The sequence below is a fragment of the Aquamicrobium terrae genome, from assembly GCF_040545735.1.
In the GTDB taxonomy this organism is placed as follows: domain Bacteria; phylum Pseudomonadota; class Alphaproteobacteria; order Rhizobiales; family Rhizobiaceae; genus Mesorhizobium; species Mesorhizobium terrae_A.
The window spans coordinates 162557-184620 of record NZ_JBEPML010000006.1; the positions used below are offsets into that span (position 1 = coordinate 162557).

The following is a 22064-nucleotide window of genomic DNA, read 5'->3' on the forward strand; positions in this document are numbered from 1 at the left end:
GCCATTGCCAGCCGCATGCGGCTTGCGCATTGTGGCCCCCGTGCAGCAGGTTTCGGAAAGGGCAGGCATGGAAAACATCACTTTCGGTGCGGAGGGCATTTCGGTGTCCGTCGATCTTGCCGTCGGGCATATCGCCGACCTTGTCATCGAAAGGGACGGGCGCAGGCTGAAGCCGCTGCACCGCGCGCCATGGATCGGCGAGCCGCGCGAGGCACTGCCGGGCACCCTGCCGGACGGCGTCCTGCGCCTGTCCGGTGATTTCCTGTGCGCGCCGTTCTCGCGTGCCGACGTGGAGCCGGCGCCACTGCATGGCTGGCCGGCGAACAGCGCCTGGGATGTGACCGGCTGCGCCGCCACGCCGGACGGCTGGCGGGCTTCGCTGCGGCTGCGGCGCAAGGTGATGGGCGCGACCGTGGACAAGATTCTCGTGCTGCGTCACGGCCACCCCTTCCTCTATCAGGAACATGTCTTCACCGGCGGCGAGGGGGCGATCTCCGTCGCCCACCACGCCATGACCGTGATGAAGGAGGGCGGCCGCCTCGCTTTCTCGCCCAAGCGCCTTGCCGGCACCGGGGACGAGGCGCTGGAGCCGGACCCGGCGCGCGGCCGCTCGCTGCTGGCCTATCCGGCCCGCAGCACCGACATCACGCGCTTTCCGGCCGCCGATGGCGACGCAGTCGATCTGCGCGACTACAGGCCCGAGCGCCTGCAGGAGGATTTCGTCACGCTGGTCGAGGCCGAACCGGCGGGGCTGGGCTGGACGGCGGTGGCCCGCAAGGCCGAGGACGATCTCGTCCTCGTGCTCAAGAATCCGGCCGAACTGCCGGTCACCATGCTGTGGATCAGCAATGGCGGCCGTGACTATGCGCCGTGGAGCGGCCGCCATCGCGGCGTGCTCGGCATCGAGGACGGCCGCGCCGCCGTCGGCCATGCGGCGTCGCTGGGCGACAACTGGCTGAAGCGGGAAGGAGTCGCCACCGCCTTCGAGCTGGGCGGCCGCGTTGCCTTCCGGCAGGTCATCGGCGCGTTGCCGGTGGGGTCGTCGCAATTGCCGGACAGGGTAGAGGCGCAAGCCGGCAGCCTGCGTCTTGCCACGGCCGGCGGGGGCCGGATCGAGGTGCCCTTCGATGCGGCTTTCCTGTGTATCCGGGCGGTGGAACCCGTATGATGGTTCTGGCGTTCCTGTAAGGAAGAGGGTCCCATGTCCGCCATAGCGTCCATTGCTTCCGCCATCTTCAAGCGCGCCGGCAAGTCCGGGCGGTTCGTCGTCGCCATTGCCGGGCCGCCGGGTGCGGGCAAGTCGACACTGTCGCAAAAGCTGCGCGAACTGCTGCCGGAGGGCGCGGTGGAAGTGGTGCCGATGGACGGCTTCCACTTCGACGACCGGGTGCTTGAAAGCCGGGGCATGCGGGCGCGCAAGGGCAGTCCGGAAAGTTTCGACTTCGCCGGGTTCGAGGCGCTGCTGAAGCGCATCAGGGCCGGCGAGCCCGACATCGCCATTCCCCTGTTCGACCGCGGCATGGAGTTGTCGCGGGCCGCCGCGGCCATACTGGGCACGGAGGTTCGTTTCGTGCTGGTCGAGGGCAACTACCTGCTGCTCGACGAGGAGCCATGGGCGCGGCTGGCGCCGCTGTTCGATTTCTCGGTCTTCCTCGACGTGCCGCAAGGAGTGCTGGAGCGCCGGCTTCTGGCGCGCTGGCAGGAGCATGGCTTGCCCGACGAGGAGGCACGCGCCAAGGTCGCCTCCAACGACCTGCCCAATGCCGAGCGTGTCCTCACCCGCCGCCGCGCCGCCGACATGATCATGGGCGACGGCGAGGAGTTGTAGCCTGCCCGGGCCGGCGCGGCGTTCTTACGGGCGCTTGGGGATTTCCAGCCCGGCCTGCACGGCGGGGCGGGCAAGGCCGCGCTCCAGCCATGCGGCGACGGCCGGGAAGTCGTCGAAGCCGACCAGTTCGCGGGCCTCATAGAAACCGATCAGGTTGCGCACCCAGCCCAGCATGGAGATGTCGGCAATCGTGTAGTCGTTGCCCATGATCCATTTGCGGTCCTTCAGACGCCCGTCGAGCACGCCGATCAGGCGGCGCGATTCCACGCGATAGCGCTCCAGCGGGCGCTTGTCGGCGATCTCGCGGCCGGCGAACTTGTGGAAGAAGCCGAGCTGGCCGAACATCGGCCCGATGCCGGCCATCTGGAAGAACACCCACTGGATGGTCTCGTAACGCCTGGCCGGGTCGGCGGGGATCAGCTTGCCGGTCTTTTCGGCGAGATAAAGCAGGATGGCGCCGGATTCGAACAGCGCCAGCGGCTCGCCGTCCGGTCCCTTGGGGTCGATGATCGACGGAATCTTGCCGTTGGGGTTCAGCGACAGGAATTCCGGCGTCCAGCTCTCGTCCTTGCCGATATCGATATAGTGCGGCTCGTAAGGCAGGCCGAGTTCCTCCAGCGCGATCGAGACCTTCACCCCGTTCGGCGTCGGCGCCGAATAGAGCTGGATGCGGTCGGGATGCTGCGCCGGCCAGCGCGTGGTGATGGGGAAGGCGGACAGATCGGCCATGGAGGAGCTCCTGCAAGCTGGGATGCCGGGACGGCGGAGGCGGGAGCCCCAAGATGGGGACCGCCGCCCGGGTAATCAACGGGTCACACGGCCTTGAATGCCAGCACGGCATTGGTGCCGCCGAAGGCGAAGGCGTTGGAGATCGCGGCTCGCACCTTGCGCTCGCGCGCCACATTGGGTGTCACGTCGAGATCGCAGTCGGGATCGGGCTCGCGGTAGTTGGCGGTCGGCGGCACGATGCCCTCGCGGATGGCCATCACGCAGGCGATCAGCTCCAGTGCCCCGGAGGCGCCGAGGCAGTGGGCATGCATGGACTTGGTCGATGACACCGACAATTTGTAGGCGTGCTCGCCGAACACGCGCTTGATCGCGGCGGTCTCGATCTGGTCGTTGGCCTTGGTGCCGGTGCCGTGGGCGTTGAGGTAGTCGATGTCCTGCGGCTCGAGGCCGGCATCGGCGAGGCAGGCCCGCATGGCGCCTTGCGGCCCTTCCACGGTGGGCGCGACGATGTCGGAGGCGTCGCCGGACAGGCCGGTGCCGACGATCTCAGCCAGGATGTCGGCGCCGCGCCCGCTGGCGTGCTCGTAGCTTTCAAGAACGACCATGCCGGCCCCTTCGCCCAGCACCAGCCCCTGCCGGTCGGCCGAGAACGGGCGGCAGGTGTCGGGCGACAGCACGCGAAGCGCCTCCCAGCCCTTCAGGATGCCCCATACCATCGGCGCGTCGCTGCCGCCGGTCAGCATCACGTCGGCCCGGCCGAGCCTGATCTGGTCCACCGCCGAGGCGATGGCGTGATTGGCGGAGGAGCAGGCGGAGGTGACGCCGAAAACCGGCCCGCGCAGGCCCAGATGCATGCTGACCTGACCGGCCGGCGCACCGGGCATCGCCCTCGGCACGGAGAAGATGCCGGCCCGCGATTTGCCCTCGAGCAGGATCGCCCGGTAGTTCTCCTCGATGACCTCCCAGCCGCACACGCCGACGCCGACCGTGGCGCCGATGCGTTGCGTGTTGGTCTCGTCGATGACCAGCCCGGCCTGGCGCACGGCCTCGCGCGCGGCGATCACCGCCAGCAGGCTGAAGCGGTCCATGGCCACGAGCTGCTTGCGGTCGATGCCGTGCTCGGGAAGCTGCCTGATCTCGCAGCCGGTGGCGACCTTGACGTCGTGGATCGCGGGATTGGAGATCGGGCCGATGGCCGGCCGCCCGGCCCGCATTTCGCCCCAGATGGTGGCGGCATCGGTGCCGAGCCCGCAAAGCCCGCCCATGCCGGTGATGACGACGCGCTTGCGCATGTGGGGACGGATCAGCCTTTTTGCGCGATCAGGGCGCGAACCGCCTCGATCATGTCGCCGACATTCTTCAGATTGCTCCAGGCCTCGACCGTGTTCATCTCGATCTCGATGCCGTACTTCTCCTCGAGGTCGAAGATGATCTCGGTGAGTTCCAGCGAGTGGATGCCGAGCGAGGTGAGTTCCGTGTTGACGGTTATCTCCTCGGCGCCGGGCTCGGCGTGTTCCTTGATCTTGTCGATGATTTCGGTCGCGAGCTGGTCGGCCATCCGGTTCCTTTCCTGTTGTTCCGATCCGGTGCCGCGGCTTCCGGCGCTGCGGCCTTGCGGTTCTCTCGGCAGATCATCGTTCCAACTGCCATTTTCTCCGGTTCGGAGCAGGCTCATCTCTCTATAGGAACCCAGGCGTGCCGAGGCAACAGCATTGTCGGGCCCGCGCTGGCGGTTCATGGTGCCCCCACCGGCCGGACGGGATGTGGCCGGAAACGGCATCCTGAAACCCTGTGGCGGAAGTTTCTGCGATGTTGCCCGATGCCGGAACGTTCACTTCGCGGATATGTTCCAGATTGAAAAGGCGTTTCGCCGCAGCTTCTTGACGCAAAACTGGCCTCCATACTATTTAATTCAAGGACACATGAGCTTTACCGAACAGCATTGCGCGTGGGAGGCGCTGGATCTGGACGGATCGGACGCGCATGATCTGGTGCGCTGCATTTGCGGAAAGTTGTCTTGATGAACACAGTACCTTCCTTGAACACGGCCGAAGCCAAGCCGGTCCAGTTTCCCATTCCGGCCAATGTCTATGCCGAGACCGTGGTGTCGGTGAAGCATTACACCGACCGGCTGTTCGCTTTCCGCATCACCCGCCCGCAATCGCTGCGTTTCCGCTCCGGCGAGTTCGTCATGATCGGCCTGCCGAACGCCGAAAAGCCGGTGTTCCGCGCCTATTCCGTGGCCAGCCCCGCCTGGGACGACGAACTGGAATTCTTCTCCATCAAGGTGCCGGACGGTCCGTTGACCCAGCATCTGCAGAAGATCCAGCCGGGCGACACCGTTCTCATGCGCCAGAAGGCCACCGGCACGCTGGTGCTGGATGCGCTGACCCCCGCCAGGCGCCTGTTCATGATTTCCACCGGCACCGGCATCGCGCCGTTCGCCAGCCTGCTGCGCGATCCCGACACCTATGAGCGGTTCGAGCATGTCTACCTCACCCATACCTGCCGCGACCGCGCCGAACTCACCTATGGACAGGAGCTGGTCGCCTCCTTGCAGGACGACCCGCTGATCGGCGAATTCGCCGCCGGCCGCGTCACGCTCTACAATTCCACCACCCGCGAGGAAACGCCGGTGATGGGCCGCATCACCACGCTGATCGAGACCGGCAAATTCTACAGCGATCTCGGCATCGAGCCGCTGAACCGGGAAACCGACCGCGTCATGATCTGCGGGTCGATGCACATGCTGCGCGACGTCAAGGACCTCGTCGAGGCGCGTGGCTTCGTCGAAGGCTCGCTGAACAGCCCGGCCGACTTCGTGGTGGAACGCGCCTTCGTCGGCTGAGGAACTGCGCCGCATGGCCGACAGACACACGGCCGTGCGCCTTTCCGCTTATTGAAGCCCGTACATCTTGTCGCGGTCGAGCTTGTAGCTCCACGGCAGGCCGGCGTTCTTCCAGCCGTTGACGCTGCGGGTGCCGGCCTTGTCGCCGTCCCTGGCCATGTCGCCCTCGAACCCTTCGACGATGCTGTAGACCTGGGTGAAGCCCGCCTCGGCCAGAAGGTTGGCGGCGGCGGCGCTGCGCTCGCCGGACCGGCACATGACGATGACCGGCGCTTCCGGCGTCAGCCCCTTGGCGTCGAGGCGGGAGCGCACCGCAGCCACGAAATCGGGATTGGCTTCCAGCTTGAAGGTCGACTTCTCCTCGTCCCATGACGGGAAATCAGGCAGCATCATATAGGGAATGTTGGCATCGGCATCGGCCGGCATGCCCACATAGGTCACCTCGGCCGGGGTGCGCACGTCGACGAACAGCACCTCGGACGGCGTCGCCTCCACCTTCTCATGGGCCTCGGCAGGCGTCAGGTAAAGGCCGAGGCTGGTCTGCTTCGACTTCGGCACATCGGTCCCTTCGGCCGCATGCAGCGACGGCCCCGCAAGGGCCAGGATCGCGAGTGCCGTGAGGATGGCGCGCATGGTTGATACCTCCCGTGCATAAACATTCAAATATCGATATATGTTATATGGTAAGGCCTGGCCATGCAAATGTCGGCCGAATTGCCGTAAGAACACGGAAAAAGGGGTGTTCCTGCATTTTTTGGGAAAAGCGGAAATGCGTTACCGCCCCGGCATGTGTCTATGGCGCGGCGCGGGCAGGCGCACATGCTCCGGTCGGAAGCCGAGGCCGATCAGGCGTCCGGCAAGGTGGGCGAGCACCGGCCAGCGGGCGATGCCGCGCATGAAGGCCGGCGGTCCGCTCCGCTTCCTGCCGTCGTCCTCGCGCTTGCGGCGGTCCGAGCGCATCATGAGCTGCAATTTCTGCGTCGCCCTTGTGGGGAAGCGCCGGCGCGCCTCCACCGCCGCCAGATGGCGGTCGGCCAGCTTCCTGCTGCGCAGCGGCGGGCCAAGAATGTTGGCGGCGGCGACCGCATCCTGGACGGCCAGGTTGACGCCGAAGCCGCCGATCGGCGACATGGCGTGCGCGGCATCGCCGATGCACAGCAGGCCCGGCCGCCACCAGCGCTTCAGGCGGTCGATACGCACCGAAAGCAGATGCACGTCATCCCACGCCTGCACCTCCTGCATGCGCTCCGCCGGCAGCGGCGAGACGGCGGCGACGGCATCACGGAAGGCATCCAGCCCGCGCGTCTTGATCTCGGCGAAGGTATCCTTGCGCACCACATAGCCGCATTGCCAGTAGTCGCCCCGGTCCACCATGATGAAGCCCTGGCGCGGTCCGCCATGGCCCATCACATAGGGCGGATCGTCCGGCTGGTGCGAAAGCTTCATCCACAGCACCTCGCTGGGCTTGCCGAAGCTTTCCACTTCAAGCCCCGCCTTTTCGCGCACGATGGAGTTGCGGCCGTCGGCCCCGATGGTCAGCGGCGCGCGCACGGCCAATGGGCCTTCGGCGGTGGAGGCCCGGACGCCGGCGATCCTGCCCTTGTCTTCGATGACGTCTTCGACGGTGGCGTTCATGACCAGCCGGAAGTTCGGATAGCGCGACGCCTCGCGGGCGAGGAAATCGAGGAACTCCCATTGCGGCATGAAGGCGATGAAGCGGCAGGCGGCGGGCAGGCGCGAGAAATCGGCGATGGTGATGTCCTTGCCGCCGATCTCGGCATGCAGGCGCGGCGCCTGGGTGTGGGGCAGCTTCAGCACCTCGTCCAGCAGGTCCAGCTCCTTCATGACGTTGAGCGTCGAGGGGTGGATGGTGTCGCCGCGGAAGTCGCGCAGGAAATCGCCGTGCTTTTCCAGAACGGTGACGTCGACGCCGGCGCGCGCCAGGATGAAGCCCAGCATCAGCCCGCCGGGGCCGGCGCCGACGATGGCGCAACCGGTCTCGATCTGCCGTTCATTGTCGGGGCGTTCATTGTCGTGGATTGTCATCGTCCATCATCCCGTTCGTGCCGCCTTGCCTGTCGGGTAGGGCGGGATGTTGTCCTCGGGCGACGGTTTAGCGCAACGTGCCGCGCGATGAAACCGCCCGGGTGTCGCAGGCGGCATCACAATATGGCTACAGCGTGCGGCCGTCCGGTCCGAACCGGTAGGTGCGGGCGGGATCGGGCGTGGCATGGAGCGTCGCCCCCGGCTCGGCATTGTAGACGCCGAACAGGCGCACGGTGATCAGCCCCGCCTTCTCGCAATCGAGATAGAGATTGGTGTCGGCGCCGAGATGCTCGGCATGGATGACGGTGCCCTTCCAGTCGCCCTTGTGCGGATCGACGGCGATATGCTCCGGCCGCACGCCGATGGTCTTGACGCTCTCGCCGAGCCTTGCACCGTCGATGAAGTTCATCTTCGGCGAGCCGATGAAGCCGGCGACGAACTCGTTGGCCGGCGAATTGTAAAGCTCCATCGGCGCGCCGATCTGCTCGATGCGGCCGCCGTTCAGCACCACGATGCGGTCGGCCAGCGTCATGGCCTCCACCTGGTCGTGGGTCACGTAGATCATCGTCGCCTTGAGACGGCGGTGGAGTTGCGCGATTTCGAGCCGCGTGTTGACGCGCAGCGCCGCATCCAGATTGGACAGCGGCTCGTCGAACAGGAACAGTTCCGGCTCGCGCACCACGGCGCGGCCGATGGCGACGCGCTGGCGCTGGCCGCCCGACAGTTCCGCCGGCCGGCGTTGCAGATAAGGTTCCAGCGACAGCATGGCCGACGCCTGGGCTATGCGCTTGTCGATCTCGGCGGTTGGCGCACCGGCCTGCTTGAGGCCGAGGCCCATATTGTTCCTCACCGTGAGGTGCGGATAGAGCGCATAGGTCTGGAACACCATGGCGATGCCGCGTTTGGCCGGCGGCGTCGAGGTGACGTCCTTGCCGTCGATGACGACGCGGCCCGACGTGGCGTCCTCCAGCCCGGCGATGACCCTGAGCAGCGTGGACTTGCCACAGCCCGACGGGCCGACGAAGACGACGAATTCGCCATCTGCCACCTCGAGGTCGATGCCTTTCAGCACATCGACCTTGCCGAAGGATTTTTTCACATTTTCGATGTTCAGCGAGCCCATGTGCGGTCCTTGTTGAATGTCGCGACCCGTCTCACAGCCGCACCGCCTTGCCGGTGCGTACGCTCTCGTCGGCGGCAAGGCAGACGGCCAGAGATTTCACGGCGTCGTCCATGTGGCGGGCGAGGTCGATGTCCTCGCGGATCGCCTTCAGCACGAAGGCCTGTTCGAGGTCGCACAGCTCCTGATGGCCGGGCTCGCCCTGCATGGACAGCAACCGGTCCTCATTCGGGAACCGTCCGTCCGCTCCGGTGGCGGCGCTGTGCAGGCGGATGGTCGAGGTCTTGGTGTGGGTGTCGATGTCGTCGGACTTCGCACCCTCGGCCATGACGATCGACACGCAGCCATTGGGCGAGATCACGTCCTTCACGAAGAAGGCGGTCTCGGAAATCATCGGCCCCCAGCCGGCCTCGTACCAGCCGACCGAGCCGTCCTCGAACAGTACCTGCAGATGGCCGTAATTGTACATGGCAGGATCGATTTCATCGGAAAGGCGCACGCCCATGCCGCGCACCTCGACCGGCCTGGCGTCGGTGATCTGGCACATCACGTCGAGATAGTGCACGCCGCAATCGACGATGGGCGAGGTCGTCTTCATGAGTTGCTTGTGGGTCTCCCAGGTCGAACCGGAAGACTGCTGGTTGAGGTTCATGCGGAACACATAGGGGCCGCCGAGCAGCCTAGCCTCCGCGATCAGCCGCATCCAGGACGGGTGGTGGCGCAATATGTAGCCGATCACCAGCTTGCGGCCATTGGCCTTTGCCGCGTCGACCACGCGCCGGGCATCGGCAACCGTCGTGGCCAGCGGCTTTTCCACGAAGACATGGCAGCCCGCCTCCAGCGCCTGCACCGCATAGTCGGCATGGCTGTCGGAATAGGTGGCGATGCAGGCGAGGTCCGGCTTTTCCCCGGCCAGCGCTTCGGTGAAGGAGCGGCGGATCGGCTGGCCGGCGAGCGGCCCCGGCAGCTCGACATCGGAGCGGTTGACGAGTGCTGCGATCTCGAAGCCCGGATTGGTCGCATAGGCCAGCGCATGGCTGCGGCCCATGTTGCCGAGCCCGGCGACGACGACGCGCAGGGGGGGTTCCGAGGGCATCATTGCCTCCTGCCAGTACACTTCGTTGATGAAACGAGGGCGCAGCCCCTCTCCGCCCTGCCGGGCACCTCTCCCCGTGAACGACGGGGAGAGGAACGTAGCTGCGACGCCGGTGTGCCCCTCTCCCCGCTTGCGGGGAGAGGGTAAGGGTGAGGGGCAATCGTGACGGCGTTCACTTCACCGCTCCCGACGTGATGCCGCGGATCAGTTGCCGCGAGAAGACGAGGTAGAGTAGCAGCACCGGCAGGATCGCCAGCGAGAGTGCGGCCAGCACCGCGTTCCAGTTGGTCACATACTGGCCGATGAACATCTGCGCGCCGAGCGTGACGGTCTTGGTCGCCTCGGATGGCGCAAGGATCAGCGGAAACCACAAATCGTTCCAGATCGGGATCATGGTGAACACTGCCACCGTCGCCATGGCCGGCCGCACCAGCGGCAGCACCAGACGGAAGAAGATGCGGTATTCCGACAGCCCGTCGATACGCCCGGCATTCTTCAGGTCGTCGGACACGCCGCTCATGAACTCGGTGAGGATGAAGATGGCGAGCGGCAGGCCCTGTGCCGTGTAGACCAGCACCAGCGCCGTCAGCGTGTTCACCAGCCCCGAAGCCACCATCATCTGGAGAATGGCGACGGTGCCGAGGCGGATCGGGATCATGATGCCGAGCGCCAGATAGAGCCCCATCAGCCGGTTGCCGCGGAAGCGGTACTCCGACAGCGCGAAAGCGGCCATCGCCCCGAACAGAAGCACGAAGAACAGCGAGGCGACGGTGACGACGAAGCTGTTCTGGAAATAGGTGAGGAAATCGCCCTGCGTCAGCACCATGCGGTAGCCGACGAGGTCGAACGTCTCCGGCGTCGGCGGCGCCATCGGCGCCCCGAAGATGGACCGGCGCGCCTTGAACGAGTTGATGAGGATCAGGAACACCGGAAACAGCGCGATGACGGTGTAGGTGATCAGGATCGCGTGGGCGGCGACCGAGCGGGGCAGCGAGGTGGTGGCGCGGCTCATCGTTTCCCTCCTCAGAACTGGTAGCGGCGCAGCCGCGTCTGGATGAGGAACAGATAGAGGCACACGCCCGCCAGGATGATGAGGAACATCATGGTGGCGATGGCCGCGCCCATGTTGCGGTCGCCCACCTGCAGCTGGAAGCCGAAGAAGGCGCGATAGAGGAAGGTGCCGAGGATGTCGGTCGAGTAGTTGGGACCGGCAAGCGCGCCCTGCGCCGAATAGATCAGGTCGAAGGCGTTGAAGTTGGCCACGAAGGTCAGGATCGAGATGATGCCGATGGAAGGCAGGATCAGCGGCAGCTTGATCTTCCAGAACTGCGCCATGCCGGTCACGCCGTCGCACTCGGCCGCCTCGATCACCTCGTCGGGAATGGACAGGAGGGCTGCATAGATCAGCATCATCGGTATGCCGACGAACTGCCACACCGAGATCAGGCTGAGCGCCGTCAGCGCATATTCCTCCTTGCCGAGCCACGGCGTGAACAGGCTTTTCAGGCCGACGAGGTCGAGCAGGTTCGGCGCGACGCCCCAGATCGGCGACAGGATCAGCTTCCAGGCGAAGCCGACGATGACGAAGGACAGGATGGTCGGGATGAAGATGGCGGTGCGGTAGAAGGCGGAAAAGCGCAGCTTGGGGCTTGAAAGCAGCGCCGCCAGCAATATGCCGACCGGGTTCTGCACCAGCATGTGGATGATGAAGAACCAGACATTGTTCCACAGCGCGTTCCAGAAGCCCCGCGACCAGTTCGCGTCGCCGAACAGGGTGCGGAAATTGTCGAGGCCGACGAAGGTCTGTCCGCCGGGAGCGTTGCGGAACAGCGCAAGCTGCAACGTGCCGAACAGAGGCACGATCATGATTGCCGTGTAGACCAGCACCGCCGGCGCCAGGAACACGACGATATGCCAGCGGAACGGTCTCTTGGGTGCAGCTTCTGCCGTCATGGATGCGATCTCATATGGCTGCCGGGTCTGGAAAGCATAGCCTTTTCGGGGCGCGCGGGCTCAGTCTTTTGCAAAGGCGTAACGGTCGTAAATTTGGCCAGCGCCTGTTTCGCGGGGAGGGGGCATGGATTCGCGACACCTGCCGCTCCCTGCGGTCGCTCAGGGTCGGGAATGATGAGGGGAAAAACCTGTCCGTCATTCCCGGCCTCGAAATGAGCGAAGCGAGTGGAGAGTGTCGGGAATCCATGCCGAGACGCGGGCAATGTCGTCTCCCGACAGCAAATCCGGTCTGCCCTCCCCGTCAGGAGAGGGCAGGCGCCATTGCTACGAGGCTCATTCGGCCGGCTTGTACCAGGCGTCGAGACCGGCCTGCAGCTTCTTGGCCGCGTCTTCCGGGGTCACGGTGCCGTTGATGACGTTGGCCGATTCCACCCAGGTCTCGTTTTCGAGGTTGGGCGTGCCGCGCGACAGGATCTGGTAGGTCGAGCGGATGGTCGACTTGCACTTGTCGCGCCAGGAGACGAATTCCTGCGCCAGCGGATCTTCCATCTTCACCGGGGTCGAGTTCAGGCTGAAGAAGCCGGGCAGGGCGTTGGCGTAGATCTCGGCGAATTCCGGCGAGGCCACCCAGGTGAGGAAGGTCTTTGCCGCGTCCGGGTTCTTGGTGGCGGCGTTCATGCCGATGCCGATGTCGGTGTGGTCGGAGATGTAGCAGGTGTCGCCGGCGGCCTTCACCGGCGGCGGGAAGGCGCCCATCTCGAAGTCGACCTGCGTGTTGAACACCGAAATCTCCCACGAGCCGGCCGGGAAGATGGCGGCGCGGCCGAGCGTGAACAGATTCTGGCTGTCGGGATAGGTCTGCGCCTCGAAGCCGTCGCCGAGATAGGGCTTCCACTTGGCCAGCGTGGCGAAGGGTTCCACCCATTGCGGGTCGGTCAGCTTCTGCTCGCCCTTGATGAGCGCCAGGCGGCCTTCCTCGCCATGCCAGTAGTTGGGGCCGATGTTCTGGTAGCCCATGGTGGCGGCTTCCCACAGGTCCTTGGTGCCCATGGCGAGCGGGATGAAGGTGCCGTCTTCCTTGATCTTGTCGAGCGCGGCGAAGAATTCGTCCTCGGTCGCCGGCGGCGTGATGCCGAGCTGCTCGAAGGCGCTCTTGTTGTAGATGAAGCCGTGGATCACCGAGGCCATCGGCACGCAGAAGGTCTGCTTGCCGTCGTCGGTGGTCCAGGCCGACTTGGCGACGTCGGAGAAGTTCTCCATGCCCGAAAGGTCGGTCAGGTCGCCGAGCTTGCCGTTCTTGAACAGGTCGAGCGAGGCGTCGAACGGCCGGCAGGTGATGAGGTCGCCGGCCGAGCCGGCATCCAGCTTGGCGTTGAGGGCGGCGTTGTATTCGGTCGGAGCCGAGGGCGAGAACACCACCTTGATGTCGGGGTGCTTGGCCTGGAAGGCGGGGATCAGCTTTTCCTGCCAGATGGCGAGGTCGTCATTGCGCCAGCTTTCGATGGTCAGCGTGGAGTCCTGGGCGAAGGCGGCCGAGCACAGGAGGCTCGAACCGAGAAGCGCTGCCGTGAAGAGTTTCGTGTTCATGCTCATTCTCCCTGTTGAGCCGTGTCAGGTCTGTTTGTCGAACGGTGTGGCGCGCCGGGACGAGGATGCCGCCGGCCGGCGTGGCGTGTCGCTGCATGGAGAAGAGGCGCGGGGCAGCCTGTCGCCGCCACGCCTTCCGGAGACCCTGTGGGGTCTTGCGGCGGTCTGGCGCGGTGCTTGGCAACGGATATCCATATACCCCTGTCCTCCCTGCCAAAAAGATACCAAAAAAATACCACTTGTCCATAAGGATTAACGTTTTCCTGCGAGCGGGCAACGCACTTCCTGAAATGCATTTGTTTTTAAAAGGATTTTAAAAGTATGTGACGCTGCGTCAGAGCGTGGAAATTAACGCTTGGATATTGGTATTTAAGTGGTATTGTATGGCTTGGAGGACCGGACGTGGATTTCATTCTCGGCATCGATGGCGGCGGGACGAGTTGCAGGGCAGCACTTGCCATGCCTGACGGCCGGGTACTTGCGCGCGCCAGTTCCGGCGCGGCCAATATCCGCACCGACCTGACCAATGCCCGCACCCATATCGTTGAGGCGGCGCAACGGGCCTTCACCGAGGCCGGCCATGACCCCGGGCTGGTGGCGCGCACCCCGGCCGTGCTGGGGCTTGCCGGCGCCAATGTCGGCACCTATCGCCAGCAATTGCAGGCCATATTGCCGTTCCGGGAAAGCCAGGTGGAAAGCGACGCAGAGATCGCGCTGGAAGGCGCGGTCGGCTCCGGCGACGGCGCCATCGCCGTGCTCGGCACCGGCAGTGCCTACCGGGTGCGCCGGGGCGGCGTATCGCGCCCCATCGGCGGCTGGGGGTTCCAGGTGGGCGATCAGGCAAGCGGCGCCCGCATCGGCCGCGACCTGCTGGAGCAGACCCTGCTCGCCTATGACGGCATCTGCGAGGCCTCGCCGCTGACGCGCGAGATCATGGCCGTCTTCCGCGACAATCCCGAGGATGTGGTCGAGTTCACCGTGGCCGCCAAGCCCGGCGACTATGGCGGTTTCGCGCCCAAGGTGTTCGAGCATGCGGCGCAAGGCGATGCCGTGGCGCGCCATATCGTTTCCAAGGCTGTCGCCGATGTCGAGGCGGCGCTCGGTGCCTTGGATCTGCGCGACGGCGATGTGCTGTGCCTGCTCGGCGGCCTTGCCGGGCTCTACGCGCCGCTGCTGGCGCCGCGCTACCGCGCGCTGCTCGGCCAGCCGCAGGGCGATGCGCTGAGTGGCGCGGTGCGCATGGCGGCGCGCTTCTTCGGCACCGCGGCGGCGGAGGCTGTCGATGGCTGACGCGGCCGAGACCCTGTTCGCCGATCTCAAGCGCAACGCGCGCGGGCAGCCGCTCTATCTGCGTCTGCGCCGGGTCATCGAGGATGCCGTCGACGGCGGCCTGCTGGGGCCGGGCGATGCCTTGCCGTCGGAGCGCGACATCGCCTTGCAGGCCGATATCTCGCGCGTCACCGTGCGCAAGGCGGTCAGCGATCTGGTCAAGAGCGGGGTGCTCGTCCAGCGCCACGGCTCCGGCACCTTCGTGGCGCCGCGCGTCGAGCGCGTCGAGCAGTCGCTGTCGCGGCTCACCTCCTTCACCGAGGACATGGCGCGGCGCGGCAAGACCGTGCGCTCGCAATGGCTGGATCGTGGCGTGTTCGCGCCTTCGCCGGACGAGATGATGGTGCTCGGCCTTTCGGCCAAGGAACTGGTGGTGCGCATGGCCCGCCTGCGCATCGCCGACGGCACGCCGCTGGCCATCGAGCGCGCCTGCCTTTCGGCCAGCATGCTGCCCGACCCCGAGCGCATCGGCTCCTCGCTCTATGCGGCGCTGGAGGAGACAGGCTATCGCCCGGTGCGCGCCGTGCAGCGCATCTCGGCCGCCAACCTGACCGGCCAGGACGCCGAACTGCTCGAAGTGCCGCCCGGTTCCGCCGGCCTGCGCATCGAGCGCATTTCCTATCTCGCCAGCGGCAGGGTGGTGGAGTTCACCCGCTCGATCTACCGGGGCGATGCCTATGATTTCGTGGCCGAGCTGCGCCTGAGCGGCCCCGCGGAGAATGACGGAGCAAGTGCATGACGACGGCCAAGACCCATATGCGAACCGAGGTCGAGGAGATTCCGCAGGCCGTGGCCCGCTTTCTCGACGGGGCGGCCGACGTGCTCAAGGAGGTGGGGCAGGACCTGCGCCGCTTCGATCCGGCTTTCGTCGTCACCGTGGCGCGCGGCTCGTCCGATCATGCCGCCACCTTCCTCAAATATGCGGTCGAATTGACGGCCGGCCTCGCGGTCGCCTCGGTCGGGCCCTCGGTCGCCTCGATCTATGGCGCGCGGCTGCGCCTGAAGGGGGCGGCCTGCGTGGCCGTGTCGCAATCGGGCAAGAGCCCCGACATCGTCTCCATGGCCGAAAGCGCCAAGGAGCAGGGGGCGCTCACCATCGCGCTCACCAACACGGCCGGCTCGCCGCTGGCGCGCGCCAGCGACCATGCCATCGACATCATGGCCGGACCGGAACTCAGCGTCGCCGCCACCAAGACCTTCGTCAACTCGGCCGTCGCCGGGCTGGCGCTGATGGCGCATTCCACCGGCGACGAGCCGTTGCTTGCCGCGCTGCGGGACCTGCCCTTTTGCCTCGAGCGGGCGGTGGCCTGCGATTGGAACGAACTGATCGCGCCCTTCGACAAGCAGCCCTCGCTGTTCATTCTCGGGCGCGGCCCCGCGCTCGCCATGGCCGGCGAGGCCGCCCTGAAATTCAAGGAGACCTGCGGCGTCCACGCCGAGGCCTACAGCGCCGCCGAGGTCATGCACGGGCCGATGGCGCTGGTCGGCCCCGGCTTCCCGGTGCTGGCGCTGGCCGCCCGCGATGCCGCCGAGCCGTCGCTGGTCGAGGTCGCCGATGCCCTGGCCGCCAAGCAGGCGGCGGCCTTCGCGACGAGCGATAAGGTGAAGCAGGCCGCCCGCCTGCCTTTCGCCGCCACCGGTCATCCGCTGACCGATCCGCTGCCGCTGATCGTGTCCTTCTATGCATTCGTCGAGGCTTTCGCCCGGCATCGGGGCCTCAACCCGGACAAGCCCCGCAACCTGCGCAAGGTGACGGAGACGATATGAGCGAGCGCTTCGCCCTTTCGGGGGCCAGGATATTCGACGGCGAGGCATGGCACGAGGATGCCGCCCTGATCGTGGCCAATGGCGAGATCGAGGCGATCCTGCCGGCCGGCACCGTTCCCGCCGGGGTGAAGCAGGTGGAGGCCGACGGCGCCATGCTGGTGCCGGGCTTCATCGACCTTCAGGTCAACGGCGGCGGCGGGGTGATGCTCAACGACCATCCCGATCTCGCCTCCATCGAAACCATCTGCGCCGCGCACGCGCCTTTCGGCACCACGGCCCTTTTGCCGACGCTGATCACCGACACGCCCGAAATCACGGCCAGCGCCGTGGAGGCTGGCAGGCAGGCGGCGAAAAGAAGGGTTCCCGGTTTCCTCGGCCTGCATCTGGAAGGCCCGCACCTGTCGCTCGCCCGCAAGGGCGCGCACGATCCGGACCTGATCCGCACGATGACCGATGCCGACCTCGAGGCATTGGTGGCGGCTGCCGATGAGATGCCGGTGCTGCTCACCACGGTGGCCCCGGAATCGGTCAGTGCCGAACAGGTCGAGACGCTGGTGCGCGCCGGCGTGATCGTCAGCCTCGGCCATTCCGACACCGCTTATGCGAATGTCGCCGCCTACGCGCAGGCCGGCGCCAGCATGGTCACGCATTTGTTCAACGCCATGAGCCCCCTGGGCAGCCGCGAACCGGGGCTTGCCGGCGCCGCGATCGATACCGGCACCTTGTTTGCGGGATTGATCGCCGACGGCATCCATGTCGACCCGGCCACGATGGGCATTGCGCTCAGAGCCAAGCGCGGCCCGGCGAAGATTTTCCTCGTCACCGACGCGATGGCGCCCATCGGCACCCCCATGACGTCGTTCACCCTGAACGGCCGCACCATTTTCCGCAAGGAGGGCAGCCTGCGGCTGGCCGACGGGACGCTGGCCGGCGCCGATCTCGACATGATCTCGGCGGTGCGCTTCATGCATCGCACCATCGGCCTCGAGCTCGGCGAGGCGCTGCGCATGGCCTCGCTCTACCCGGCCGAGGCGGTGGGCCAGTCGAACCGGCTCGGAAGGCTGGCCAGGGGCGCGCGCGCCAATATCGTCGCCCTGTCGGGCGATGTCGAAATCGGGTCGGTCTGGATCGACGGGGTGCGGGCGTTCAGGGCCTGAACCGATCAGCCGCGCGCCGCATCCGCGGCCTGGCGGATCGCCTCGATATTGGCGCGGTAGGCGTCGACCGTGCCGCCCTTGAACACGGCGGCTCCCGCCACCAGCACATCGGCGCCCGCCGCGGCTACCAGCGGGGCGGTTTCGGGCGTGACGCCGCCGTCGATCTGGATATGGATCGGCCTGTCGCCGATCATCGCCTTGACGCGCTTCACCTTCTCGACCACGGCCGGGATGAAGGCCTGCCCGCCGAAGCCGGGGTTGACCGTCATCAAAAGGATCAGGTCCAGCCGGTCGAGCACATATTCGATGACGCTTTCGGGCGTGCCGGGGTTGAGCGACACGCCGGCCTTCTTGCCGAGATTGCGGATGGTCTGCAACGAGCGGTCGAGATGCGGACCGGCCTCGGCATGGACGGTGATGCCGTCGCAGCCGGCCTCGGCGAAGGCGGCCAGATAGGGGTCGACCGGCGCGATCATCAGGTGGGCGTCGAAATAGGCGTCGGTGCGGTTGCGGATCGCCTTGATGATCGGCGCCCCGAAGGTGATGTTGGGCACGAAATGGCCGTCCATGACATCGAGATGCACCCAGTCTGCGCCGGCCTCGACAATGGCTTCGACCTCGTCGCCGAGCCTTGAGAAATCCGACGACAGAACCGACGGTGCGATCAGGGTTCCTGCGCTCATCCTTGCACTCCTGCCTTTCGATGCCGTGCCTGTGGCGTGAGGCCTGCCTATAGCATCGGATAAGAAACGGGAAACCGCTTTTTGGATTTATCCTGTGCTTGTCCCGGTCATTTGCCGGGGACAGCCCACACATTGCCAGAATCGTGCCATAAGCCAGCCGTGAATCATATTCCGGAGGCAGGATTGAACAGGGCGGTCACAACGATCCGGGTTTGTGTCGCCGGGGCCGGCATCATGCTGGTGGGGTGCGGCAACTCCCTGACCGAACGTCAGGATCAGGCGGTCGCCTCGGCCTTGCCCTATGACAGCGTGGCTTGCGATCAGCTCTTCGCCCGGCGCGATGCGCTGGCCATGCAATATGGACTGCCGCTGGATGCCAAGCCCGTCTTCATGCGGCAGCCTTACGGCATGGGGCCGCTGACGCCCGATATCCGCCCCGAACGCCGCCGCCAGGCAGAAGCGGCACGCGGCGAGATCGACGCCATGAACCGCTCCCTCACCCGCCGCAAATGCGCCGAGGAAACCGGCCGGATGGCAGCACAGGAACCGACGGCCCAGTAGTCGCTACTTTAGTAGCCGGCAGTGCGGTCGATCAGGTTTTCCAGCTCCTCGCCCCGCTCGTAAGCCTCCATCTGCTTCAGCATGACCGGCACCAGATGGTCGGGGTCGGAGGTCGCGGCCACATGCGGGGTGATGAACACCCTGGGATGGTTCCACAGCGGGCTGGTCTTCGGCAGCGGCTCGATCTCGAACACGTCGAGACTCGCTTCCTTGAGGGTGCCGTCGTCGAGGGCGCGCAAAATGTCGGCCTCCTTCTGCAACCGGCCCCGCCCGCCATTGATCAGGACGGCGCCGCCCAGCGCGTTGCGCTTCCGCAACTGCTTGAGAAGGGTGTAGTCGATGATGCCGGTCGTGGCCGGCGTCAGCGGCAGCAGCACCACCAATATGTCGGTCGCGTTGAGGAAGGGCACCAGCCCAGCCTCGCCGGAGAAGGTGGAGACGCCTTCCATTTCACGGGCCGAGCGTGACCAGCCGTTGACCTGGAAGCCGAGCGCCAGAAGGGCGCGGGCGGCGGCGCGGCCGAGATGGCCGAAACCCATGATGCCGACCGAAACGTCCTCGGCCGGGCGCTGCGTCAGGTCATGCCAGGCGCGCTGGCGCTGCTGCTCGCGATATTGCCGGCCCTGCCGGTGATGGTCGAGCACCCGCCAGACGACGAATTCCACCATATGCCGGGTGAGGTCCTCGGCCACCACCCGCACCACCGGTATGCCGGTGGGGATGGTCTTGTCCTCGATGATGTGGTCGACGCCGGCACCGACCGAGAAGATCACCTTGAGGTTCGGCAGCCCCGCCAGCAGGTTCGGCTTCTGCTTCCACACCACCGCATAGGAAATCGACGGATCGTTCGATCCCTCGGGTTCCAGCACCACCTCCCGCTTGCCGGAAAGCAGTTCGTACCAGCGTTGCGGATGGAACATGTTGACCGCAAGCAGGATGCGGTCTTGGCCAGGGGCGGACATTTCTTTCTCCTTTCGGGCCGGGGGCGCTCCCGCTTGCTCAACTCGCGAAAATGCCCCGGATTTTTCATTTTGACGCAATTCCGGGCGCAAACCGCGCCCTTGCCGGAACTGCCCTATTCGGAAACGACACCCTGCGGGGCGGTCTCGATCCGGAACGCGGCCGATATCAGGGCGCGTGTGTAATCGGTCTCGGGCGCTTCGAAGATCTGCGCCGAGGGGCCGGCCTCGACGATCCTGCCGTTGCGCATGACGATAACCTCGTTGGCGAGCGCGCGCACCACCTTCAGGTCATGGCTGATGAACAGATAGGCAAGGTTGTGTTTGGCCTGCAGGTCGCGCAACAGGTCCACGACCTGGGCCTGCACGCTCATGTCGAGCGCCGAGGTCGGCTCGTCGAGCATGACGAAGCGCGGCTTCAGCACCATGGCGCGGGCAATGGCGATGCGCTGGCGCTGGCCGCCGGAGAATTCGTGCGGATAGCGGAAGCGGGTGGCGGGATCGAGGCCGACCTCGGCCAGCACATCGACCACGCGCTGGTCGCGCTCGTCCATCGAGAGCTTCGGCTCGTGGATCTTCAGCCCTTCCTCGATGATTTCCGCCACCGACATGCGCGGGCTGAGCGAACCGTAGGGGTCCTGGAACACGATCTGCAGTTCGCGCCGCAGCGGCCGCATCTCGTTGAAGGACAGCGCATCGATATCGCGGCCGGCGAAGCGGATTTTGCCGGTGGACGAGATCATGCGGGCCAGCGCCAGGCCGAGCGTGGTCTTGCCGGACCCGGATTCGCCGACGATGCCCAATGTCTGGCCTTCCCGGACGGTGATGTCGATGCCGTCCACCGCCTTCACATGGTCGACGGTCTTGCGGAAGAAACCCTGCTTGATCGGGAACCAGACCTTCACGGCCTCGCCGTGCATCACCGGCCTGGCCTGCGGATCGGCGGCGGGGGGCCTGCCCTTGGGCTCGGCGGCGAGCAGGTGGCGCGTGTAGTCGTGCTGCGGGTTGGCGAAGATATCCTTCGTCACCCCGGTCTCCACCACCTTGCCCTTGGTCATCACGCACACCCGGTCGGCGATCTTGCGCACGATGCCGAGGTCATGTGTGATGAACAGCATCGACATGCCGTTCTTGGTCTTGAGCGTGTCCAGCAGTTCGAGGATCTGGGCCTGCACCGTCACGTCGAGCGCCGTGGTCGGCTCGTCGGCGATCAGCAGTTCCGGCTCGTTGGCGAGCGCCATGGCGATCATGACGCGCTGGCGCTGGCCGCCCGAAAGCTGGTGCGGATAGGCGGAAAGGCGCTTTTCCGGGTCGCGGATGCCGACCTCGTTGAGCAGGTCCAGCGTGCGCTTGCGCGCCTGGCTGTCACCCATGCCACGATGCAGCTTCAGCACCTCGACGATCTGCTGCTCTATCGTGTGCAGCGGGTTGAGCGAGGTCATCGGCTCCTGGAAGATCATGGTGATCTTGTTGCCGCGCACCTTGCGCAACGCGTTCTCGTCGAGCGCCATCAGGTCCTTGCCGCCGAACAGGATCTGGCCGGACGGATGGCTGGCCGGCGGATAGGGCAGCAACTTCAGCACCGACAGCGCCGAGACGGATTTGCCAGAGCCCGATTCGCCGACCAGCGCCAGCGTTTCGCCCTTGGCGATGTCGAACGACACATGGTCGACGGCGAGCGAGGTCTGGCCGCCTTGCGAAAAGGCCACCGAAAGGTCGCGGACGGAAAGCAGGGGAGAGGTCAAAGGACGGCCTCGATATCGGTGTGGCGGAAGTCATCGCCCTTGAACAGCAACGGTTCGCCGCGGGCCTTGGCGAGTGCATAGGCGAAGCAATCCCCGAGATTGAGCCGCGCCTCGTGGTTGCCCTTGCCGTAGCGCCGGTAGGCCTCGCGGGCGAGGTGGGCTTGCTCTGGCGTGATCCTGGCGATCTCGACCGAAGCGAGCCTCAGCAACTCATCCAGCTTTCGGGACTTGGATGCGGACTTCAACTGGTCGATGCGAACCGAGGCCTCGAGGAAATTCACTGGCGACATGGCCGGCGGGGTCAACGAGGCCGCCAGTGCGTCCTCCATTTCCCTGCCTTCTGGTTCCTCGAAGAGAATGGCCAAAATAGCCGATGCATCCACGATCAATTGGGTAGCCCCCATTCATCGTACAGATCAGAATGATCACTGGTGACGCCTTCAGGAACTGGCCCGAAGCTTTCGACAAGTTGCCTTATCTTGCGTTTGCGCTCCGCCACATCGCGTTCCCGGTGCAGGCGCGTGAGTTCAGCTTCGAGAGCCTGCTCAACGGCTGCCGTCATGCTCTGCCCGGTTTCCTGCGCGAGCTGCCGGGCAAGTCTTTGCGCCTTCTCACTCTTGATGTTCATGCCCATGACGGTCTCCATGGTAGAAATG

Annotated in this window: 23 protein-coding genes; 8 read left to right on the forward strand and 15 right to left on the reverse strand. The window is 65.8% G+C overall.

All coding sequences use genetic code 11. The features are described 5' to 3' along the window. Positions 1–67 precede the first annotated feature (67 nt). Positions 68–1168: a hypothetical protein gene (locus tag ABID37_RS10975; RefSeq protein WP_354194573.1), complete on the forward strand. Its 1101-nt coding sequence runs from the start codon at positions 68–70 to the stop codon at positions 1166–1168. 33 nt (positions 1169–1201) lie between these two features. After that, positions 1202–1828, forward strand: coding sequence for a nucleoside triphosphate hydrolase (locus ABID37_RS10980; protein ID WP_354194575.1), 627 nt, complete (start codon positions 1202–1204; stop codon positions 1826–1828). A gap of 24 nt (positions 1829–1852) precedes the next feature. Here the strand turns inward: ABID37_RS10980 and ABID37_RS10985 are convergent, their stop codons facing one another. The 3 genes from ABID37_RS10985 to ABID37_RS10995 all read right to left on the reverse strand — a co-directional run bounded on the left by ABID37_RS10985 (position 1853) and on the right by ABID37_RS10995 (position 4115). Next, the gene (locus tag ABID37_RS10985; protein WP_354194577.1) at positions 1853–2557 is read right to left on the reverse strand and encodes a glutathione S-transferase family protein; all 705 of its coding nucleotides are present in this window, start codon (positions 2555–2557) and stop codon (positions 1853–1855) included. An 83-nt stretch (positions 2558–2640) separates the two neighbouring features. Further along, entirely contained in the window at positions 2641–3849 is a 1209-nt protein-coding gene (locus ABID37_RS10990) for a beta-ketoacyl-[acyl-carrier-protein] synthase family protein (RefSeq protein WP_354194579.1), read from the reverse strand. An 11-nt stretch (positions 3850–3860) separates the two neighbouring features. Next, complete coding sequence (locus ABID37_RS10995; protein WP_354194771.1) at positions 3861–4115, reverse strand: acyl carrier protein; 255 nt, start codon at positions 4113–4115, stop codon at positions 3861–3863. Positions 4116–4577: 462 nt separating this feature from the next. Here ABID37_RS10995 and ABID37_RS11000 point away from each other — a divergent pair, with 462 nt between their 5' ends. After that, on the forward strand, positions 4578–5405 hold the full coding sequence (locus ABID37_RS11000) for a ferredoxin--NADP reductase (RefSeq protein WP_354194581.1): 828 nt from the start codon (positions 4578–4580) through the stop codon (positions 5403–5405). Between the two features lie 48 nt (positions 5406–5453). Here the strand turns inward: ABID37_RS11000 and ABID37_RS11005 are convergent, their stop codons facing one another. The 7 genes from ABID37_RS11005 to ABID37_RS11035 form a co-directional block, all read right to left on the reverse strand. Further along, complete coding sequence (locus ABID37_RS11005; RefSeq protein WP_354194583.1) at positions 5454–6038, reverse strand: rhodanese-like domain-containing protein; 585 nt, start codon at positions 6036–6038, stop codon at positions 5454–5456. Between the two features lie 141 nt (positions 6039–6179). Then, positions 6180–7451 (reverse strand): FAD-dependent oxidoreductase, encoded by a 1272-nt coding sequence (locus ABID37_RS11010; RefSeq protein WP_354194585.1) that lies wholly within the window; start codon positions 7449–7451, stop codon positions 6180–6182. A gap of 127 nt (positions 7452–7578) precedes the next feature. Then, on the reverse strand, positions 7579–8574 hold the full coding sequence (locus ABID37_RS11015; RefSeq protein ID WP_354194587.1) for an ABC transporter ATP-binding protein: 996 nt from the start codon (positions 8572–8574) through the stop codon (positions 7579–7581). A gap of 31 nt (positions 8575–8605) precedes the next feature. Then, the gene (locus ABID37_RS11020; protein WP_354194589.1) at positions 8606–9667 is read right to left on the reverse strand and encodes a Gfo/Idh/MocA family protein; all 1062 of its coding nucleotides are present in this window, start codon (positions 9665–9667) and stop codon (positions 8606–8608) included. A 172-nt stretch (positions 9668–9839) separates the two neighbouring features. After that, entirely contained in the window at positions 9840–10679 is an 840-nt protein-coding gene (locus ABID37_RS11025) for a carbohydrate ABC transporter permease (protein WP_354194591.1), read from the reverse strand. A gap of 11 nt (positions 10680–10690) precedes the next feature. Beyond that, positions 10691–11620 carry a carbohydrate ABC transporter permease gene (locus ABID37_RS11030; RefSeq protein WP_354194593.1) on the reverse strand — a complete coding sequence of 310 codons (930 nt, stop codon included), beginning with the start codon at positions 11618–11620 and terminating at the stop codon, positions 10691–10693. A gap of 333 nt (positions 11621–11953) precedes the next feature. Next, entirely contained in the window at positions 11954–13207 is a 1254-nt protein-coding gene (locus ABID37_RS11035; protein WP_354194595.1) for an ABC transporter substrate-binding protein, read from the reverse strand. Positions 13208–13609: 402 nt separating this feature from the next. Here ABID37_RS11035 and ABID37_RS11040 point away from each other — a divergent pair, with 402 nt between their 5' ends. Genes ABID37_RS11040 through nagA form a run of 4 tightly spaced genes read left to right on the forward strand, consistent with a single transcriptional unit; the run spans position 13610 to position 17460 of the window. Continuing rightward, positions 13610–14497, forward strand: a complete 888-nt coding sequence (locus tag ABID37_RS11040; protein ID WP_354194597.1) for a glucosamine kinase nucleotide-binding domain-containing protein — start codon at positions 13610–13612, stop codon at positions 14495–14497. Beyond that, entirely contained in the window at positions 14490–15275 is a 786-nt protein-coding gene (locus tag ABID37_RS11045) for a GntR family transcriptional regulator (protein WP_354194599.1), read from the forward strand. The genes ABID37_RS11040 and ABID37_RS11045 overlap by 8 nt, the downstream gene beginning before the upstream one ends. Next, positions 15272–16303 (forward strand): SIS domain-containing protein, encoded by a 1032-nt coding sequence (locus tag ABID37_RS11050; RefSeq protein WP_354194601.1) that lies wholly within the window; start codon positions 15272–15274, stop codon positions 16301–16303. The genes ABID37_RS11045 and ABID37_RS11050 overlap by 4 nt, the downstream gene beginning before the upstream one ends. Continuing rightward, positions 16300–17460, forward strand: a complete 1161-nt coding sequence (gene nagA / locus ABID37_RS11055; protein ID WP_354194603.1) for an N-acetylglucosamine-6-phosphate deacetylase — start codon at positions 16300–16302, stop codon at positions 17458–17460. Before ABID37_RS11050 ends, nagA begins: the two co-directional genes overlap by 4 nt. A 5-nt stretch (positions 17461–17465) precedes the next feature. On the opposite strand, the gene rpe is transcribed toward nagA, so the two are convergent. After that, positions 17466–18143 carry a ribulose-phosphate 3-epimerase gene (rpe, locus tag ABID37_RS11060; protein ID WP_354194605.1) on the reverse strand — a complete coding sequence of 226 codons (678 nt, stop codon included), beginning with the start codon at positions 18141–18143 and terminating at the stop codon, positions 17466–17468. Between the two features lie 183 nt (positions 18144–18326). On the opposite strand from rpe, the gene ABID37_RS11065 reads away from it, so the two are divergent. After that, positions 18327–18704, forward strand: a complete 378-nt coding sequence (locus ABID37_RS11065; protein WP_354194607.1) for a hypothetical protein — start codon at positions 18327–18329, stop codon at positions 18702–18704. 8 nt (positions 18705–18712) lie between these two features. Here ABID37_RS11065 and ABID37_RS11070 read toward each other — a convergent pair whose 3' ends face one another. The 4 genes from ABID37_RS11070 to ABID37_RS11085 all read right to left on the reverse strand — a co-directional run bounded on the left by ABID37_RS11070 (position 18713) and on the right by ABID37_RS11085 (position 22042). Further along, complete coding sequence (locus ABID37_RS11070) at positions 18713–19666, reverse strand: 2-hydroxyacid dehydrogenase (RefSeq protein WP_354194609.1); 954 nt, start codon at positions 19664–19666, stop codon at positions 18713–18715. Between the two features lie 113 nt (positions 19667–19779). Next, positions 19780–21408, reverse strand: coding sequence for an ABC transporter ATP-binding protein (locus tag ABID37_RS11075; protein ID WP_354194611.1), 1629 nt, complete (start codon positions 21406–21408; stop codon positions 19780–19782). Further along, entirely contained in the window at positions 21405–21812 is a 408-nt protein-coding gene (locus tag ABID37_RS11080) for a type II toxin-antitoxin system VapC family toxin (RefSeq protein ID WP_354194613.1), read from the reverse strand. Before ABID37_RS11080 ends, ABID37_RS11075 begins: the two co-directional genes overlap by 4 nt. Beyond that, a complete protein-coding gene (locus ABID37_RS11085) occupies positions 21794–22042 on the reverse strand; it encodes a type II toxin-antitoxin system VapB family antitoxin (RefSeq protein ID WP_354194615.1) in 249 nt (82 codons plus the stop codon). The genes ABID37_RS11080 and ABID37_RS11085 overlap by 19 nt, the downstream gene beginning before the upstream one ends. Between the last annotated feature and the right edge of the window lie 22 nt (positions 22043–22064).

What these genes read in the sequence shown, in the direction of transcription:
- ABID37_RS10975 (WP_354194573.1), top strand. Translation starts at nt 68, where the DNA reads ATGGAAAACATCACTTTCGGTGCGGAGGGCATTTCGGTGTCCGTCGAT.
- ABID37_RS10980 (WP_354194575.1), top strand. Translation starts at nt 1,202, where the DNA reads ATGTCCGCCATAGCGTCCATTGCTTCCGCCATCTTCAAGCGCGCCGGC.
- ABID37_RS10985 (WP_354194577.1), bottom strand. Translation starts at nt 2,557, where the DNA reads ATGGCCGATCTGTCCGCCTTCCCCATCACCACGCGCTGGCCGGCGCAG.
- ABID37_RS10990 (WP_354194579.1), bottom strand. Translation starts at nt 3,849, where the DNA reads ATGCGCAAGCGCGTCGTCATCACCGGCATGGGCGGGCTTTGCGGGCTC.
- ABID37_RS10995 (WP_354194771.1), bottom strand. Translation starts at nt 4,115, where the DNA reads ATGGCCGACCAGCTCGCGACCGAAATCATCGACAAGATCAAGGAACAC.
- ABID37_RS11000 (WP_354194581.1), top strand. Translation starts at nt 4,578, where the DNA reads ATGAACACAGTACCTTCCTTGAACACGGCCGAAGCCAAGCCGGTCCAG.
- ABID37_RS11005 (WP_354194583.1), bottom strand. Translation starts at nt 6,038, where the DNA reads ATGCGCGCCATCCTCACGGCACTCGCGATCCTGGCCCTTGCGGGGCCG.
- ABID37_RS11010 (WP_354194585.1), bottom strand. Translation starts at nt 7,451, where the DNA reads ATGACAATCCACGACAATGAACGCCCCGACAATGAACGGCAGATCGAG.
- ABID37_RS11015 (WP_354194587.1), bottom strand. Translation starts at nt 8,574, where the DNA reads ATGGGCTCGCTGAACATCGAAAATGTGAAAAAATCCTTCGGCAAGGTC.
- ABID37_RS11020 (WP_354194589.1), bottom strand. Translation starts at nt 9,667, where the DNA reads ATGCCCTCGGAACCCCCCCTGCGCGTCGTCGTCGCCGGGCTCGGCAAC.
- ABID37_RS11025 (WP_354194591.1), bottom strand. Translation starts at nt 10,679, where the DNA reads ATGAGCCGCGCCACCACCTCGCTGCCCCGCTCGGTCGCCGCCCACGCG.
- ABID37_RS11030 (WP_354194593.1), bottom strand. Translation starts at nt 11,620, where the DNA reads ATGACGGCAGAAGCTGCACCCAAGAGACCGTTCCGCTGGCATATCGTC.
- ABID37_RS11035 (WP_354194595.1), bottom strand. Translation starts at nt 13,207, where the DNA reads ATGAACACGAAACTCTTCACGGCAGCGCTTCTCGGTTCGAGCCTCCTG.
- ABID37_RS11045 (WP_354194599.1), top strand. Translation starts at nt 14,490, where the DNA reads ATGGCTGACGCGGCCGAGACCCTGTTCGCCGATCTCAAGCGCAACGCG.
- ABID37_RS11050 (WP_354194601.1), top strand. Translation starts at nt 15,272, where the DNA reads ATGACGACGGCCAAGACCCATATGCGAACCGAGGTCGAGGAGATTCCG.
- nagA (WP_354194603.1), top strand. Translation starts at nt 16,300, where the DNA reads ATGAGCGAGCGCTTCGCCCTTTCGGGGGCCAGGATATTCGACGGCGAG.
- rpe (WP_354194605.1), bottom strand. Translation starts at nt 18,143, where the DNA reads ATGAGCGCAGGAACCCTGATCGCACCGTCGGTTCTGTCGTCGGATTTC.
- ABID37_RS11070 (WP_354194609.1), bottom strand. Translation starts at nt 19,666, where the DNA reads ATGTCCGCCCCTGGCCAAGACCGCATCCTGCTTGCGGTCAACATGTTC.
- ABID37_RS11080 (WP_354194613.1), bottom strand. Translation starts at nt 21,812, where the DNA reads ATGGGGGCTACCCAATTGATCGTGGATGCATCGGCTATTTTGGCCATT.
- ABID37_RS11085 (WP_354194615.1), bottom strand. Translation starts at nt 22,042, where the DNA reads ATGGGCATGAACATCAAGAGTGAGAAGGCGCAAAGACTTGCCCGGCAG.